Here is a 16,243-nt window from a genome sequence, read left to right as displayed (position 1 = left end):
GACTGGGTCCATGTCTCCTGTGCTCGATCCGAATCCCCAGAACGGTCAGAAGAAGCTGCTCATGGTCTTCGGGGCCATGCTGCTGATCACGGTGGTCATCGGCGTGATCGCCTCGATCGCCTCCCCGTGACGCACGGCTGACGGCGCGAGGGTGGGGCTAGCCCCACCATCCCCTAGGGGGCTGGGGTCAGGGTGGAGTGGGTGGGTCACCGGATGTGACCGGCGCCCCCGGATCCGTAGGTTCTGGGTATCGGAATCCAGCACCCACGGAGGCGGACATGCCGGCCCGTACGCACACCCGTTCCACCCGCCCGGACACGGCCGGGGTCGAGGTCCGGCTGCCGTGGTGGGCCGTCGCGCTGCCCGCCGTCGCCTTCGGCGCACTCCTCCTGCTGATCGCCGGACCGGGCCAGGCGCACGCCGCCACGGGCGATCCGGCGGTCGGCCGGTTGCTGGAGCGAATCGTGGAGTTGCTCACCCGCTGACGTCCGGCGCCCGGGGCGGGGGAGCACTCCAACACCCTGCGCCAGGTGGCACATTTCGTGCGAAGCTGAGATGTATGAGCGTCGATACACCTCGCAGGATCGTCCTTCTCAGGCATGCAAAGGCGGAATGGTCGCAGGACTCCGACCATGAGCGGCCGCTCGCGGAGCGCGGCCGCAAGGACGCCCCCGTGGCGGGCCGCAAACTCGCCGATTCCGGGATCGTCTTCGACCTGGCCCTCTGCTCGACCGCGGCCAGGACGCGTGAGACGTGGAAGCTGGCCGTGCACGAGATGCCGGAGCGCCCCAGGACCGTGTACGAGGAGAGGCTCTACGAGGCCTCGCTCGGCGAGCTCATCGCGCTGATCAACGAGACCCCCGACGAGGTCCGCGATCTGCTCGTGATCGGCCACAACCCCGGCATGCACGCCGTCGCCGACGCCCTGGCGGGCACGGCGGAGGGCGACGCCCTGGCGCGGATGACCCGCGGCGGCTTCCCGACCGCCGCGTTCGCCGTGGTCGAGCTCCCAGGCACCTGGAAGAGCGTGGAGCACGGCGTCGGCAAGCTCGTCGAGTACTGGACGCCGAACGACTGACCGCCCGGCTCACCGAAAGGGCCCGGGTGCGCACGCTTCGGCGTACGCACCCGGGCCCTCCTCACGTGCGGGCGCGGGCCCTATTCGACGAGGCCGTCGGCGGCCTCGACCTCCTCGCGGGTGATGCCCAGCAGATAGAGCACGGTGTCCAGGAACGGCACGTTCACCGCGGTATGCGCGGCCTCGCGGACCACCGGCTTGGCGTTGAAGGCGACCCCGAGCCCCGCGGTGTTCAGCATGTCCAGGTCGTTCGCCCCGTCACCGATCGCCACCGTCTGTGCCAGCGGCACCCCGGCCTCCTCGGCGAAGCTCCGCAACAGCCGGGCCTTGCCGGCCCGGTCGACGATGTCCCCGGTCACCCGGCCGGTGAGCTTCCCGTCGACGACCTCCAGAGTGTTGGCAGAGGCGAAGTCGAGCCCTAGCCGCTCCTTGAGATCGTCCGTCACCTGGGTGAACCCGCCCGAGACGACGCCCACTTGATAGCCGAGCCGCTTCAGCGTACGGATCAGGGTCCGCGCGCCCGGCGTCAGCCGCACGTCGGCACGGACCTTCTCCACCACCGAGACGTCGAGCCCCGCCAGCAGCGCCACGCGCGCGTGCAGCGACTGCTCGAAGTCGAGCTCGCCGCGCATCGCCTGCTCGGTCACCGCGGCGACCTCCGCCTCGCACCCGGCGTGGGCCGCGAAGAGCTCGATGACCTCGTCCTGGATGAGCGTCGAGTCGACGTCCATCACGACGAGCCGCTGCGCCCGCCGGCTCAGCCCGGCGGAGACGACCGCCACATCGACGCCGATCCCGGCGGCCTCGGTGGCCAGCGCGGTGCGCAGCGCCTCCGTCCCGGTGCCGGACACCGCGAACTCGACCGCGGTCACCGGATATTTCGCCAGCCGGAAGATCCGGTCGATATTTCCGCCGGTCGAGGTGATCGTGGCCGCTATGGCGGCGGTCGACTCCGCGGTCAGCGGATGGCCGAGCACCGTCACATGCGAACGGCCGTCGCCACGCGGACGGTTGTCACCCGTGCCGGAGATGATCTCGGCCTGCAGCTTCAGCGACTCGGCCCAGCTGTGCACGGTAGCCCGCAGATCGCCCTCGGTGGTTCCGCCCGCGGTCGGGGCGGTGACCAGCGCGCACAGGACGATGCGGCCACGGGTGACGACCTGCTCGATGTCGACCACATCGACCGAGTAGGCGGCGAGGGTGTCGAAGAGCCCGGCGGTGATTCCGGGCCGGTCCTTCCCGAAGATCTTCACGAGGAGGGTCGGCGTGTCTGCGTCCCGACGTGACTCAGGATGCTCAGGAGACAGGGCGGACTGAGGGGGCTGAGGTGCGCTCATGGTGCCCCCACCGTATCGGTCCGCGGTACGCCCCCGACGGCGCGTCCCGAGGACCGGACAGTCGGGCCGATGCCCTGGATGTCCCGTTGCGTGCCGGTCTGCTGATGGATATGGCTGTAGGTGGCCTTCTGGGCCGGGTCATGAGCAACGGTGCGGTCTCGGTTCGGTCAACCTCCCGTCCGGCTTTCGCTTCCGGGACTGCTCCTGGAATAGTTCCCCACGATGTTCAGCATCCCTAGACTCCCTGCAACGGGGGTAATTCGGGGGACAACTAGTGGGGCGCGGAGTGCCGGAACTCGTACTGGAATTGAATGGCAGGACCTGGACGCTCGATCCGTCCAGGTCGTACACCCTCGGACGTGATCCGCAGGGCGACATGACGATCGACGACGCCAGGGTGTCGTGGCGGCACGCCACGATCAGCTGGAGCGGGCACAGTTGGTTCATCGAGGACCACGGCAGCACCAACGGCACCTATGTGCACGGCCAGCGGATCCACCAGGTGGAGATCGGGCCCGGCTCCACGGTGAACCTGGGCAACGCCACCGACGGACCGCGGCTGAGCCTCGGCGGCGCCGGCGTGTACAGCGGGCAGGCCGCCGCGGGTGCCCAGGCCCCCGCCCAGCCGCAGCAGCAGCCGCACCGGGCCCCGCAGCCGTCGGGACCCGGTGGCCAGCAGCCGCCCGCCCAGCCGCAGGCCTGGCAGCAGACACCGCAGGCGCAGCCCCAGCAGCCCATGCAGCCTCACGTGCCGCAGCAGCAGGGCATGCCACCGGCACCCCACGGCGGCGGCGCGGCGGGGGCGCCGCCGGTGTACGGCGACCGGAGCCCGACCACGTTCCACCAGCTGGCGCTCGGCCGGGTGATGCGGATCGGCCGTGCGTTGGAGAACGAGCTGGTCGTCTCCGACCTGCAGGTCTCGCGCCACCACGCCGAGTTCCACGCGACGCCCGACGGCCGGTTCGAGATCCGCGACCTGGGATCCCACAACGGCACCTACGTCAACGGCCAGCCGCTCTCGAAGTCCGGCTCCGCACTCATCGGCCCGAACGACATCGTCGGCGTCGGTCACTCGACCTTCCGCCTCGTCGGTGACCGGCTCGAGGAGTTCGTCGACACCGGTGAGGTCTCCTTCGCCGCCCGCCACCTCACGGTGACGGTCGACGGAGGCAAGCAGATCCTCAAGGACGTGTCGTTCGGCGTCCCGGAGAAGTCGCTGATCGGGGTCATCGGCCCGTCCGGCTCCGGAAAGTCCACCCTTCTCAAGGCGCTCACCGGCTACCGGCCCGCCAACCAGGGCGACGTCCTCTACGACAACCGGAATCTGTACAAGCAGTTCGCCGAGCTGCGCCAGCGCATCGGTCTGGTCCCGCAGGACGACATCCTGCACAAGGAGCTGACCGTCGCGCGGGCCCTCAAGTACGCCGCCAAGCTCCGCTTCCCCGCGGACACCACGGAGGCCGAGCGCCAGGCCCGGATCCAGGAGGTCCTCGCCGAGCTCAAGCTCGACATCCACAAGGACAAGAAGGTCACCTCCCTCTCCGGCGGCCAGCGCAAGCGCGTCTCGGTGGCCCTGGAGCTGCTGACCAAGCCGTCGCTGATCTTCCTGGACGAGCCGACCTCCGGCCTGGACCCGGGCATGGACCGCGATGTCATGCAGCTGCTGCGCGGCCTGGCCGACGACGGCCGCACCGTCCTCGTCGTCACACACTCCGTCGCCGAGCTGGCCATCTGCGACAAGCTCCTGGTGATGGCGCCGGGCGGTTCCGTCGCCTACTTCGGTCCGCCGGAGGAAGCGCTCAACTTCTTCGGCTACAGCACCTGGGCCGATGTCTTCTCCGCGTTCGAGAACTACCGCGACTACGACTGGGCGGGCCGCTGGCGCGGTTCGCAGCACTACCAGATGTACGCCGCCGACATCGACGCCGTCGCCGCACAGCCCGTACACATGCCGCCGCATCAGCAGATGCGCCCGCCGAAGCCCCAGGGCTGGATGACCCAGCTGTGGACGCTGATGCGCCGCTACGTCTCGGTGATCGCGTCCGACAAGGGCTTCTTGGGCCTGATGGTGATCCTGCCCGCGGTGCTCGGCATCGTCAGCGTGGTCATCCCCGCCGACTTCGGCCTCGCCCCGCCGAAGCCGCCGTCCCGGTTCAACGGGGACGCCGGCACGATCATGCTGATCCTGGTGATCGGCATGACCTTCTCGGCCGCTGCCAACTCCGTACGAGAACTGATCAAGGAACGCGTGATCTACGAACGGGAACGGGCCACCGGCCTGTCCCGCTCGGCCTACCTGATGTCCAAGGTGATCGTGCTCGGCGTGATCACGGCCTTCCAGGGCGTCATCATCTGCGGCATCGGCTTCGCGACCCGCGATCTGCCCGCCGAGGGCCTGATCATGCCGCCGGCCGTGGAACTCTGCGTGACGATCATCGCGCTCGGTTTCACCTCGATGATGTTCGGCCTGGTCATCTCCTCGCTGGTGAAGACCTCCGAGAAGACCATGCCGCTGCTGGTCATGTTCGCGATCGTCCAGGTCGTGTTCACCGGCATCCTCTTCCAGGTGTACGGATCGCCCGGCCTCGAGCAGTTCGCCTGGCTGATGCCGTCGCGCTGGGCCATCGCGGGCGCGGGCTCCACGCTCGACCTCGCCCACCTCATGCCGCCGTGGGACCAGAAGAACCCCACGGACCTCGACCCGCTGTGGGAGCACACGGCCGGGCAGTGGGGGATGAACATCGCGGTGCTGCTCGTCCTCGGCGTCATCTGCGGGTTCGCGGTCGCACGGCTGCTGCGCCGCCACGAACCCGAGGTCATGCGCAAGTAGCGGGCGCCCCGGCGCACAGCACGACGCCGAAGGGCGGCACCCCGCGTGGGGTGCCGCCCTTCGGCGTGAGTCCGGACGGATCAGGCGTGAGCCGGACCGGTCAGGTCAGTACGCGCTGTCGACGTTGTCGATCGAGCCGTACTTGTCGGCGGCGTAGTTGGCCGAGGCGGTCAGGTTGGCGACCGGGTCGTACTGGGTGTGGGGGGTACCACTGACGTGGTACGCGTCGAACGTCGGCTTGATGATCTGGAGCAGACCGATCGACGGCACACCGTTGATGGCGTTGATGTCCCAGTCGTTGATGGCGTTCGGGTTGCCACTGGACTCACGCATGATGTTGCGGTGCAGGCCCTCGTAGGTGCCGGGGATGCCCTTGGCCTTCATGATGGCCAGGGACTCCTTGATCCAACCGTCCAGGTTGTTCGCGTACACGGGGGTACGGGACTCGGAGCGGCTGGAGCGCTCGGCGGCGGCCTTCTTGGCCTTCCACTTCGCGGCGGCCTTCTTCTTCGCGTCGGCCTTGGCGACAGCCTCGGCCTTCGCCTTCACGGCGGCGGCCTTCTCGGCCTTCGCGGCCTTCTCGGCGGCGATGGCCTTGACCATCTGCTCGGCCGAGGAGTGCTGCTCGATGAGGCTCGCCTGGATGGTCTTGGCCTGCGGGGCGCCGGCGGCGGAGCCGAAGACGACGGGGGAGGCGGAGAGTGCCTGGGGCTCGGTCTCGGCCTCGGCGTTACCGGGCACCAGGGACAAGGAGAGGGCAGCGGCGGCGACGGCGGAGATGCCGGCGGCGGAGAGCTTCTGGGTCTTGTTCAGGCGTCGGAGACGGCCGGGAATGCTGGAGACGGTCATATCAGGCGTACCTCTTCGAATCGCGGAAGGTCCTCACGGAGGACGAAGACGGGAGGCGACTTCGCTTCTCCGTCGGGGACAGATGCAATTGTTAGCGGCCGCAAAATGCCCTGGCAAAGGTGTGACGTACGAAGCCGGATAGTGGAACACGAGGGCGTTGTACGCCGGTGATCCGGGCCCATCACCACCCAAATCGCCCTTATCTCTCCACTAGGCGGCTTCGTAAGTGACGTGGGTCCTATGCGCGGCCTCACATCGGGCGGGTGGTGAACTCACCATCCGTTGCTCCAGCAATGCGGAGTGTGAGATTCCGGTTCATGATCGGCCTCCGCGAGGCCGTTCCGGGGCTACTTCGATGCCGTTTCGGCACTTTTGGCTGATTCTGAGCGGTTTCAGGGCTCTTTCGAGGCCGAGTCAGACCGGCTCGGCGCACGGGCCTAGTCCCTGCGCCCCTGTCAGGGGCCGTCCCCGGACGGATACGGGCCGGGCGGGCCCGCCGGTACCGTGACGCCATGAGCCATCGCCCACCGTCGGGCCTCGCAGCGGTGAGTGCCGCGCTGCTCGCCATGAGCCGGCACCTCGAAACGCGGGACGTCCTGAAAACGATCGTCGCGTCCGCCCGCGAACTGCTCGACGCCGAGTACGCCGCCCTCGGGGTCCCCGACGACCACGGCGGCTTCGCCCAGTTCGTCGTCGACGGCGTCAGCGACGAGCAGTGGAAGGCCATCGGCCCGCTCCCGCGCCAGCACGGCATCCTCGCCGCGATGCTCCACGAGGCGAAGCCCGAGCGCCTGGCCGACGTCCGCAAGGACCCGCGCTTCGGGGGCTGGCCGGCCGCCCACCCCGACATGTCCGACTTCCTCGGGCTGCCGATCAGGGACGGCGACGACATCATCGGGGCCCTCTTCCTCGCCAACAAGCGCTGCCCGAAGCCCGAGGGCACCTGCGGATTCACCGCCGAGGACGAGGAGCTGCTGGCGATCCTCGCCCAGCACGCGGCGATCGCCCTGACGAACGCCCGGCTGTACGAGCGCAGCCGCGAGCTCACCATCGCCGAGGAACGCTCCCGACTCGCCCACGAGCTGCACGACGCGGTCAGCCAGAAGCTCTTCTCCCTCCGGCTCACCGCCCAGGCCGCCGCCGCTCTGGTCGACCGGGACCCGGCCCGCGCGAAGGGCGAGCTCCAGCAGGTCGCAGCCCTGGCGGCGGAGGCCGTCGACGAGCTGCGCGCCGCCGTCGTCGAGCTCCGCCCCGCCGCGCTCGACGAGGACGGCCTCGTCGCCACCCTCCGGACCCAGATCCAGGTCCTGGACCGCGCCCACACGGCCGAGGTCACCTTCGGGAGCGTGGGCGTACGGGCGCTGCCCGCCGCCCAGGAGGAAGCGCTGCTCCGGGTCTCCCAGGAGGCGCTGCACAACGCGCTGCGCCACTCGGGCGCCGGGCACGTCGACGTCACCCTCACCCGCCGCGACGGCGGCACGGTGCTGCGGATCACGGACGACGGCAGCGGCTTCGAACCCGCGGCCACCCGCCGGGCGGGAAGGCACCTGGGCCTCGTGTCGATGCGGGACCGTGCCGATGGCGTCGGCGGCAGGCTCACCGTTGAATCGGCGCCCGGCAAGGGCACCACGATCGAGATGGAGGTGCCCGGTGGCTGACAAGCTCATCAGGGTGCTGCTGGTCGACGACCACCAGGTGGTCCGCCGCGGGCTGCGTACGTTCCTGGAGATCCAGGACGACATAGAGGTCGTCGGGGAGGCCGCCGACGGCGCCGAAGGGGTGGCCCGGGCGGAGGAGCTGCGTCCCGACGTGGTGCTGATGGACATCAAGATGCCGGGCACCGACGGCATAGAGGCCCTGCGCAGGCTCCGCGAGCTGGAGAACCCCGCCAGGGTCCTGATCGTCACCAGCTTCACCGAGCAGCGCACCGTCGTCCCCGCCCTGCGCGCAGGCGCCTGCGGATACGTCTATAAGGACGTCGACCCGGACGCGCTGGCCGGTGCCATCCGCTCGGTGCACGCGGGCCACGTCCTGCTCCAGCCGGAAGTGGCCGGCGCGCTGCTCGCCCAGGACGACCCGGGAACGGGCACGGGCCGGGGGAGCACCCTCACCGAACGGGAGCGGGAGGTGCTGGGCCTGATCGCCGACGGCCGGTCGAACCGGGAGATCGCGCGGGCCCTGGTGCTGTCCGAGAAGACCGTCAAGACGCATGTCTCGAACATCCTGATGAAGCTGGACCTGTCCGACCGCACCCAGGCGGCGATCTGGGCCGTGCGGCACGGGGCGGCGGACTGAAGGAGCGACCGGAACCGTGCGTCATCCTCCGGCCCGGGATTCACACTCCCGGGTGGACGTCACCCGAACGGCGCATCCTCTTTCGGCCCGGAGCGTTCTTCATGGCGTGCTGCGGCGGCTGGCCGCAGCGATGCTAGGAGGATCCTGAAGTGAAGAACCTGAAGAAGGCTGCCGCCGTCACCATGATCGCCGGTGGCATCATCGCCGCCGGCGCCGGAGCGGCCTCCGCCACCGGTCACAGCGGTGCCGGCGCCCACGGTGTCGCGGCCCACTCCCCGGGCGTGGCGAGCGGCAACCTCGTCCAGGTCCCGGTCCACGTCCCGGTGAACGTGGTCGGCAACACGGTCAACGTGATCGGCCTGCTCAACCCGGCGTTCGGCAACTTCGGCCTGAACCACTGACGCTCCGCGTCCACGGCGATGCCGTCGGCCGGTCCCACGGGGACCGGCCGGCGGCCTCGTGCTGTACCCCGGCTCCGCTCGGTTCTCCCGCTACCGCGCCCGCTCCTCCACGTACGCGTTGTACGCGGCCACCTGCGCGCGCCGGGCCACCCGCTCCACCGGCCGCAGCGCCTCCCCCCGCGCCGCCATCTCCGACGCGCTCACCGCACCGCCGTGCCCGTTCTCGTACGCCACCTCGACCAGCAGCCCGACCCGCTGCGCCAGCTCCAGCACCCGCACCGCCCGCGGCGGATAACCCGGGGCGAGCACCTCGCGCCCCCGCTCCGCCCGCGCCCGGTACGCGTCCACCGCCGCCTCGGCCACCGGCCCCGACCCGGCCACATCGAGCCTCGACAGCAACGCCGTCGCATCCCGCAACGCCTCGGCGAGCTCCCGCTCCGCCTCGCCAAGCGACGGCACATCGGCCGGCGGCGCCTCGCGCACCCCCAGACACCGCCACACCACGTCGACGTGGAGATCCCCGGCGGGCCCCGCCTCCCGCACCTCGGGCACCAGCCCGTACGGCGCACCGTAGGTGACCACCGCCTCCTCGGCCTCCAGCGCCCGGGCGTTGAACTCCGCCGGACCGCTGAGGCCCAGCGGATGCCCGGGAACCGGCAGCGCGACCCGGAAGCCCGTCACCCCCAGCCCCCGCAGCCGCCCCAGCGCGAGCGTGAGACCGACCGGCCCCGCCTCACCCGGCAGCCCCTCGACGCGGTGCACCGCGTCCTCCCCGACAATGGCGAGCGCCGCGTCGTCGGGCGACACGAGTCCGGCCAACAACGCGTTGCCCCAAGCGGCCAGCAGCCCTGAGCGTGGTTCCGAAAGCATGGGGGACAGCCTAAGACCGACCGGCACACGAAGGGCGGCGTCGCGCCGTACCCGGCCTCCGGACGAGCGGGGGACCGTACGACAGCGGGCGACGACGGGCCCAGCGCCTGAAGCGCGCACGCGGTGGCGTAGGTTTTCCCTGGGAGCTGTGCCTACAGGCACGCGACGATCTCGAGACTGCATGGGGAGACAACGCGCTCATGAGCGATGTACTGGAGCTGGTGGACGTATCCGTGGTCCGCGACGGACGCGCTCTGGTGGACGATGTCTCCTGGTCGGTCAAGGAGGGGGAGCGCTGGGTCATCCTCGGCCCGAACGGCGCCGGCAAGACCACCCTCCTCAACATCGCGTCCAGCTACCTCTTCCCGACCAAGGGCAGCGCCACGGTCCTCGGCGAGCAGCTCGGCGGCGTCGGCACCGACGTCTTCGACCTGCGCCCCCGCATCGGCATCGCGGGCGTCGCCATGGCCGAGAAGCTGCCCCGGCGCCAGACCGTGCTGCAGACGGTGCTCACCGCCGCGTACGGCATGACCGCCACCTGGAACGAGAACTACGACAAGGTCGACGAGGACCGCGCCCGCGCCTTCCTCGACCGGCTCGGCATGACCGAATACCTCGACCGGAAGTTCGGCACCCTGTCCGAGGGCGAGCGCAAGCGCACCCTGATCGCCCGAGCCATGATGACCGACCCCGAGCTGCTGCTCCTCGACGAGCCGGCCGCCGGTCTCGACCTCGGCGGCCGCGAGGACCTGGTCCGCCGCCTCGGCCGGCTGGCCCGCGACCCGTACGCACCCTCCATGATCATGGTGACCCACCACGTCGAGGAGATCGCCCCCGGCTTCACCCACGTCCTGATGATCCGTCAGGGCAGGGTGCTCGCCGCCGGTCCCATGGAGACCGAGCTCAGCTCCCGCAATCTCTCCCTCTGCTTCGGCCTGCCGCTCGTCGTCGAGCACCAGGGCGACCGCTACACCGCCCGCGGACTGCCGCTCGGCTGACGGCCCGCGGGCCATCGGACGGGCTCGCGCCCTGTCCGCGGAGGTACTCCCGGTCCTACGATGACCAGGTGGACATCGACGCGTGGGTGTGGTGGCTGATAGGCGCGGTGGGACTGGGCATTCCCCTCGTCCTGACCGCGATGCCCGAGTTCGGCATGTTCGCCGTCGGAGCAGTCGCCGCGGCGGTCGTCGCGGCCCTCGGCGGCGGAATCGTGGCCCAGGTCCTGGTGTTCGTCATCGTCTCGGTCGCGCTGATCGCCGTGGTCCGCCCGATCGCCAACAGGCATCGCGCGGACCGGCCCCGGCTCGCCACCGGAATCGACGCGCTGAAGGGCCGTCAGGCCGTCGTCCTGGAACGGGTCGACGGCAGCGGCGGCCGGATCAAGCTGGCCGGCGAGATCTGGTCGGCCCGCGCCCTCGACGCGGAACTCAGCTTCGAACCCGGCCAACAGGTCGATGTCGTCGACATCGACGGGGCGACGGCCGTCGTCATGTGACCGAACGGCCCCCACAGCAGCGCCCGTTCTGCGACACTCGATGTCGATCATCATGGAAGCCGGACCCGGCAGGACAACCGACCTGACCCACGGCCCCTACGATCTCGACCCGATCATCGCGATCCGTCGGCAACCGAAGGGCACGAGGAAACGATGCAACCGATCATCATCGTCCTGATCATTCTGGTGGTGCTCGTCTTCATCGCTCTGATCAAGACGATCCAGGTCATCCCCCAGGCCAGCGCCGCCATCGTGGAACGTTTCGGCCGGTACACCCGCACCCTCAACGCGGGCCTGAACATCGTCGTCCCGTTCATCGACTCGATCCGCAACCGGATCGACCTCCGCGAACAGGTCGTGCCCTTCCCGCCGCAGCCGGTGATCACCCAGGACAACCTGGTGGTCAACATCGACACCGTCATCTACTACCAGGTGACCGACGCCAGGGCGGCGACGTACGAGGTCGCCAGCTACATCCAGGCCATCGAGCAGCTCACCGTCACCACGCTCCGCAACATCATCGGCGGCATGGACCTGGAACGGACCCTCACCTCCCGCGAGGAGATCAACGCCGCGCTGCGCGGCGTCCTCGACGAGGCCACAGGCAAGTGGGGCATCCGCGTCAACCGCGTCGAACTGAAGGCGATCGAGCCGCCCACCTCCATCCAGGACTCGATGGAGAAGCAGATGCGCGCCGACCGTGACAAGCGCGCCGCGATCCTCCAGGCCGAAGGCACGCGCCAGTCGGCGATCCTCACCGCGGAGGGCGAGAAGCAGTCCGCGATCCTGCGCGCCGAGGGTGAGGCCAAGGCGGCCGCCCTGCGCGCGGAGGGCGAGGCCCAGGCCGTCCGTACGGTCTTCGAGGCGATCCACGCCGGCGACCCGGACCAGAAGCTCCTCTCGTACCAGTACCTCCAGATGCTCCCGAAGATCGCCGAGGGCGACGCCAACAAGCTCTGGATCGTGCCCAGCGAGATCGGCGACGCACTCAAGGGCCTCAGCGGCGCCTTCGGCAACCTCGGCACCGGCATGCCCGGCTTCAACACCGGAAACACCGCCAAGGAGCGCCGCGAGGAGCCCCCGGTCGACTGACGCGCACACCCCCCGTGCATGATCAGTGCACCAAGCACCGATCACGACCGATCACGCACGGGGGAATGAGCCATGACCACCTGGGAGATGCTCGCCGTCTTCGTCGCGGGCATCAGCGCGGGCACGATCAACACGATCGTGGGCTCCGGAACCCTGATCACCTTCCCGGTGCTGCTCGCCACCGGCCTGCCCCCGGTCACCGCCACCGTCTCCAACGCACTCGGCCTGATCCCCGGCTCCATCAGCGGCGCGATCGGCTACCGCAAGGAACTCGAAGGTCAGCGCGGGCGCGTCCTCAAGCTCGCCGTCGGCGCCGCGATCGGCGGCCTCACCGGCGCGACCCTGCTGCTGGCCCTGCCGTCCACGGCCTTCGAGACCATCGTCCCGGTCCTGGTCGCCCTGGCGCTCGTCCTGGTCATCCTCCAGCCGCGCATCAGCAAAGCGGTCCAGCGCCGGCGCGAACACACCGGCACCGCCGCCCGCCCCGACGGCGGCCCGCTGCTCTTCATCGGCCTGATGCTCGCCAGCGTCTACGGCGGCTACTTCACCGCCGCCCAGGGGATCATCTACCTCTCCCTGATGGGCATGCTGCTCGACGACACCATGCAGCGCCTCAACGCCGTGAAGAACGTCCTCGCGGCCGTCGTCAACAGCATCGCCGCCCTCTTCTTCCTCTTCGTCGCGGACTTCGACTGGACGGCCGTCGTCCTGATCGCCGTCGGCTCCGCACTCGGCGGCCAGATCGGGGCCAGGATCGGCCGCCGGCTCAGCCCCACATTCCTGCGCGTCCTCATCGTCACGGTCGGCACGGCCGCCATCGTCCAGCTGATCCTGCGCTGAAACGACGAAGCCCGCCTCCGCACGGAAGCGGGTTTCGTCTACGTCACCGGGCGTACGGCGGCTACGCCGCGGACTGCGCCAGCCACTCCGGCAGCGCGGACCGGTCACCGGCCCCCAGCGCCAGCAGCATCGCGTCCGCCGGCGACGGGACGAACGGCTGCCTCAGCAGCGGCATCCCCGCCTGCTCCGGCGTACGCGCCGCCTTGCGGTGGTTGTCCTCGGCGCAGGAGGCCACCGTGTTGAGCCAGGTGTCCTGACCGCCCTGGGCCCGCGGCACCACGTGGTCGACGGTGCTCGCCCGCCGCCCGCAGTACGCGCACCGGTGCTGGTCGCGGATCAGCACGCCCCTTCTGGACCACGGGGCCTGTCTTCGGAACGGCACCCGTACGTACCGGCAGAGCCTGATCACCCGGGGCACCGGAATGTCGACGGCGGCACCGCGCATACGGAGGCCGGGGTGCGACTGCTCGACGACGGCCTTGTCCTGAAGAATCAGCACCACAGCGCGGTTCAGCGTCACCGTCGACAGCGGCTCGAAGCTCGCGTTCAGCACCAGCGTGTCCCGCATTTCGCCCACCTCCCGTATGCCGCCCGCCCCCTGGCAGGCCCGGACCAACTCTGGCCGGGCAGGCCGTGATGGACAACGCAATAAAAAATGCCCTGCCCTGATCTCTCCAAGACCAGGGCAGGGCAAACAGCGGAGGAACCTTCGGCTTCACCCGTTTCCGGCGGGCTCCGCGTACTCACCGATCAGCTGGGCACGGCCCAGGGTGTGGAACCGCAGGTTGAAACCGACCGCCGCGGGAGAGGTATCGCTGTCAGGACCGAGCTTCTCGCTGTCCACCGCGTACACGGTGAACACATAGCGGTGCCTCTCGCCGGCCGGCGGAGCGGCGCCGCCAAACTCCTTCGACCCGTAGTCGTTGCGGGCCTGCACGGCGCCCGCGGGCAGCCCCTCGAACGTCCCGCTGCCCGCACCCGCCGGCAGCTCCGTGACCGACGCCGGGATGTCGAAGACCACCCAGTGCCAGAACCCGCTGCCCGTCGGGGCGTCCGGGTCGAAGCACGTCACGGCGAAACTCTTCGTCTCCGCAGGGAAGCCCTCCCACCGCAGCTGCGGTGAGGTGTTCCCCTTCGCGTGGACCTGTGCGTCCGCGAGGACGGCACCCGGGGCCAGGTCCTCGCTCACCACGGTGAACGAGGGGACCTCGGGATGGAAGTCATGCGGAAGCGGGGCCCTCTTCGACTCGGTCACGTCAGCACCTCTCCTGGTCGGTTCAGCTTTCGGAAGGTCTCCTTCCTCCCGACCCTAGAGCCAGTTGCGCTGCCCGCCGACCTGCGCCAGCCACTGATTGAGATAAGCCGTCCAGTCGGTCCCCTGGAAGTCGTTCAGACCCACCTTGAACGCGCGGTAGGAGTCGCTGCCCTCACTGAAGAGCCCCGGCTTCTTGTCCATCTCCAGCACGACGTCCATCTCGCGGTCGTCCGCGACGAACGTCAGCTCGACCTGGTTCAGCCCCCGGTACTGCGACGGCGGGAAGAACTCGATCTCCTGGTAGAACGGCAGCCGCTGACGCGTGCCCCGGATGTGACCGCGCTCCATGTCCGCGCTGCGGAAGCCGAAGCCCAGCTGCCCGAAGGCGTCCAGGATGGCCTGCTGCGCCGGCAGCGGGTGCACGTTGATGGGGTCGAGGTCGCCCGAGTCCAGCGCCCGTGCGATCTCCAGCTCCGTGGTCACCCCGATGTTCATGCCGCGCAGGTGCTGACCCGCGAACGTCGTGATCGGCGTCTCCCACGGGATCTCGAGCCCGAACGGCACGACGTGCACCGCACCCGCCCGCACCTCGAACGCGCCGCCGAGACGCAGCTTCGTGAACTCGATGTCCTGCTTGGTCTCCTGGTCCTGCCCCTCGACCTCGACCCGTGCCTGCAGACCGACGGAGAGCCCCTCGATCTGCTGGTCCACCGACCCGCCCTGGATCCGCACCTCGCCCTGGACGACCCCACCCGGTACGACGTTGAGCTCGGTGAGCTCCGTCTCCACCGAGGCGCCACCGGCACCCATGCTCGCGAGCAGCCGCTTGAAGCCCATGTTTTCTCCTTCGTGGTCCTGACCCCTACATACGCGCCATGACCGTAGTCGGTTCCCGTACCCTCGAACCTCATGATCGATGGCTCGGACCGTACGCCGCTGACGCGGGACTTCTTCGACCGCCCCGTACTGGAGGTGGCCCCGGATCTCCTGGGCCGCGTCCTGGTCCGCAGCACGCCGGACGGCCCGATCGAGGTGCGCCTCACCGAGGTGGAGGCGTACGCCGGCGAGATCGATCCCGGCTCCCACGCCTTCCGCGGCCGGACCCGCCGCAACGGCGTCATGTACGGACCGCCCGGCCACGCCTACGTGTATTTCACCTACGGAATGTGGCACTGCCTCAACCTGGTGTGCGGCCCCGAAGGCATGGCGAGCGGTGTACTCCTGCGGGCCGGCCACATCACTACGGGCGCCGAGCTCACGCGCACGCGTCGGTTCGCGGCCCGTCACGACCGGGAACTGGCCAAAGGGCCGGCCCGCCTCGCGACGGCCCTGGACATCGACCGGTCACTCGACGGAACGGACGCCATCGCCCATCCGGGTGCCCAGCTCGCCGTACTGCACGGCACCCCTCCGCCCCGCGACCAGGTGCGCAGCGGTCCGCGGACCGGGGTGGGCGGCGACGGGGCCGTGCATCCCTGGCGTTTCTGGATCGACGGCGACCCCACGGTGAGCCCGTACCGCGCCCACGTGCCACGTCGCCGGTCAACTTGACTCGCCCATGGGGGACGCCTAATGTAGTCCGAGCCGCTTGACACGGGAACAGCTTCTGGTTCGGTCCATCGGATCGTGCACCGGGCAACCCGAGGCGGCCAACCACTACCTACGACTCACCCTTGAGGGTATGGATTTCGGCGTGCCGAAATTTCAATCCTCTTGACTCGATTATGAGCCACCGGGTGAATCGGCTAAAGTAGTGAACACGCCGAAAGGGAAAGCGCGAAAGCGAATTCCCCGAAAGTAATCCCACTTCGACCGGGAATCGGACACGAAAGAGTCTGATAGAGTCGGAAACGCAAGACCGAAGGGAAGCGCCCGGAGGAAAGCCCGCAGGGGTGAGTACA

Annotated in this window: 18 protein-coding genes; 12 read left to right on the top strand and 6 right to left on the bottom strand. The window is 69.6% G+C overall.

Annotated elements, in window-relative coordinates; genetic code table 11:
- The first annotated feature begins 19 nt into the window (after positions 1 to 19).
- From ABTX18_RS24395 to ABTX18_RS24385, 3 genes are all read left to right on the top strand, one after another.
- Positions 20 to 130 (top strand): SGM_5486 family transporter-associated protein, encoded by a 111-nt coding sequence (locus ABTX18_RS24395; RefSeq protein WP_266786054.1) that lies wholly within the window; start codon positions 20 to 22, stop codon positions 128 to 130.
- 148 nt (positions 131 to 278) lie between these two features.
- Positions 279 to 485, top strand: coding sequence for a hypothetical protein (locus tag ABTX18_RS24390; protein WP_352124874.1), 207 nt, complete (start codon positions 279 to 281; stop codon positions 483 to 485).
- 74 nt (positions 486 to 559) lie between these two features.
- The gene (locus ABTX18_RS24385) at positions 560 to 1,078 is read left to right on the top strand and encodes a SixA phosphatase family protein (RefSeq protein ID WP_352124873.1); all 519 of its coding nucleotides are present in this window, start codon (positions 560 to 562) and stop codon (positions 1,076 to 1,078) included.
- Positions 1,079 to 1,158: 80 nt separating this feature from the next.
- Here the strand turns inward: ABTX18_RS24385 and serB are convergent, their stop codons facing one another.
- Positions 1,159 to 2,415, bottom strand: coding sequence for a phosphoserine phosphatase SerB (serB, locus tag ABTX18_RS24380; RefSeq protein ID WP_352124872.1), 1,257 nt, complete (start codon positions 2,413 to 2,415; stop codon positions 1,159 to 1,161).
- Between the two features lie 274 nt (positions 2,416 to 2,689).
- Here serB and ABTX18_RS24375 point away from each other — a divergent pair, with 274 nt between their 5' ends.
- The gene (locus ABTX18_RS24375) at positions 2,690 to 5,245 is read left to right on the top strand and encodes an ABC transporter ATP-binding protein/permease (protein WP_352124871.1); all 2,556 of its coding nucleotides are present in this window, start codon (positions 2,690 to 2,692) and stop codon (positions 5,243 to 5,245) included.
- A 105-nt stretch (positions 5,246 to 5,350) separates the two neighbouring features.
- Here ABTX18_RS24375 and ABTX18_RS24370 read toward each other — a convergent pair whose 3' ends face one another.
- The gene (locus ABTX18_RS24370) at positions 5,351 to 6,094 is read right to left on the bottom strand and encodes a transglycosylase SLT domain-containing protein (protein ID WP_352124870.1); all 744 of its coding nucleotides are present in this window, start codon (positions 6,092 to 6,094) and stop codon (positions 5,351 to 5,353) included.
- A 512-nt stretch (positions 6,095 to 6,606) separates the two neighbouring features.
- On the opposite strand from ABTX18_RS24370, the gene ABTX18_RS24365 reads away from it, so the two are divergent.
- The 3 genes from ABTX18_RS24365 (at position 6,607) to ABTX18_RS24355 (ending at position 8,790) form a co-directional block, all read left to right on the top strand.
- A complete protein-coding gene (locus tag ABTX18_RS24365; RefSeq protein WP_352124869.1) occupies positions 6,607 to 7,752 on the top strand; it encodes a GAF domain-containing sensor histidine kinase in 1,146 nt (381 codons plus the stop codon).
- Positions 7,745 to 8,389 (top strand): response regulator, encoded by a 645-nt coding sequence (locus ABTX18_RS24360; protein ID WP_352124868.1) that lies wholly within the window; start codon positions 7,745 to 7,747, stop codon positions 8,387 to 8,389. The genes ABTX18_RS24365 and ABTX18_RS24360 overlap by 8 nt, the downstream gene beginning before the upstream one ends.
- A gap of 149 nt (positions 8,390 to 8,538) precedes the next feature.
- Positions 8,539 to 8,790 carry a chaplin family protein gene (locus tag ABTX18_RS24355; RefSeq protein ID WP_351397035.1) on the top strand — a complete coding sequence of 84 codons (252 nt, stop codon included), beginning with the start codon at positions 8,539 to 8,541 and terminating at the stop codon, positions 8,788 to 8,790.
- Between the two features lie 90 nt (positions 8,791 to 8,880).
- On the opposite strand, the gene ABTX18_RS24350 is transcribed toward ABTX18_RS24355, so the two are convergent.
- The gene (locus tag ABTX18_RS24350) at positions 8,881 to 9,660 is read right to left on the bottom strand and encodes an Rv1486c family protein (RefSeq protein ID WP_352124867.1); all 780 of its coding nucleotides are present in this window, start codon (positions 9,658 to 9,660) and stop codon (positions 8,881 to 8,883) included.
- A 200-nt stretch (positions 9,661 to 9,860) separates the two neighbouring features.
- Between ABTX18_RS24350 and ABTX18_RS24345 the strand changes: the two genes are divergently transcribed.
- The 4 genes from ABTX18_RS24345 to ABTX18_RS24330 all read left to right on the top strand — a co-directional run bounded on the left by ABTX18_RS24345 (position 9,861) and on the right by ABTX18_RS24330 (position 13,087).
- A complete protein-coding gene (locus ABTX18_RS24345) occupies positions 9,861 to 10,658 on the top strand; it encodes an ABC transporter ATP-binding protein (protein ID WP_352124866.1) in 798 nt (265 codons plus the stop codon).
- A 68-nt stretch (positions 10,659 to 10,726) separates the two neighbouring features.
- The gene (locus tag ABTX18_RS24340; protein WP_352124865.1) at positions 10,727 to 11,155 is read left to right on the top strand and encodes an NfeD family protein; all 429 of its coding nucleotides are present in this window, start codon (positions 10,727 to 10,729) and stop codon (positions 11,153 to 11,155) included.
- 153 nt (positions 11,156 to 11,308) lie between these two features.
- A complete protein-coding gene (locus ABTX18_RS24335; RefSeq protein WP_352124864.1) occupies positions 11,309 to 12,247 on the top strand; it encodes an SPFH domain-containing protein in 939 nt (312 codons plus the stop codon).
- Positions 12,248 to 12,319: 72 nt separating this feature from the next.
- On the top strand, positions 12,320 to 13,087 hold the full coding sequence (locus tag ABTX18_RS24330; RefSeq protein ID WP_352124863.1) for a sulfite exporter TauE/SafE family protein: 768 nt from the start codon (positions 12,320 to 12,322) through the stop codon (positions 13,085 to 13,087).
- A 61-nt stretch (positions 13,088 to 13,148) separates the two neighbouring features.
- Here the strand turns inward: ABTX18_RS24330 and ABTX18_RS24325 are convergent, their stop codons facing one another.
- The 3 genes from ABTX18_RS24325 to ABTX18_RS24315 all read right to left on the bottom strand — a co-directional run bounded on the left by ABTX18_RS24325 (position 13,149) and on the right by ABTX18_RS24315 (position 15,179).
- Positions 13,149 to 13,655, bottom strand: coding sequence for an HNH endonuclease (locus ABTX18_RS24325; RefSeq protein WP_136330302.1), 507 nt, complete (start codon positions 13,653 to 13,655; stop codon positions 13,149 to 13,151).
- Between the two features lie 147 nt (positions 13,656 to 13,802).
- Entirely contained in the window at positions 13,803 to 14,342 is a 540-nt protein-coding gene (locus ABTX18_RS24320; RefSeq protein ID WP_352124862.1) for a YbhB/YbcL family Raf kinase inhibitor-like protein, read from the bottom strand.
- Positions 14,343 to 14,396: 54 nt separating this feature from the next.
- Positions 14,397 to 15,179, bottom strand: a complete 783-nt coding sequence (locus ABTX18_RS24315; RefSeq protein ID WP_352124861.1) for a sporulation protein — start codon at positions 15,177 to 15,179, stop codon at positions 14,397 to 14,399.
- A 72-nt stretch (positions 15,180 to 15,251) separates the two neighbouring features.
- Here ABTX18_RS24315 and ABTX18_RS24310 point away from each other — a divergent pair, with 72 nt between their 5' ends.
- Complete coding sequence (locus ABTX18_RS24310) at positions 15,252 to 15,893, top strand: DNA-3-methyladenine glycosylase (RefSeq protein ID WP_352124860.1); 642 nt, start codon at positions 15,252 to 15,254, stop codon at positions 15,891 to 15,893.
- Positions 15,894 to 16,243 lie beyond the last annotated feature (350 nt).

Origin of the sequence: Streptomyces sp. NPDC096323, assembly GCF_040302845.1 — a bacterium.
In the GTDB taxonomy this organism is placed as follows: domain Bacteria; phylum Actinomycetota; class Actinomycetes; order Streptomycetales; family Streptomycetaceae; genus Streptomyces.
Note: the sequence above shows the minus strand (reverse complement) of the source record. Positions and strands in the feature narration are given on the sequence as shown.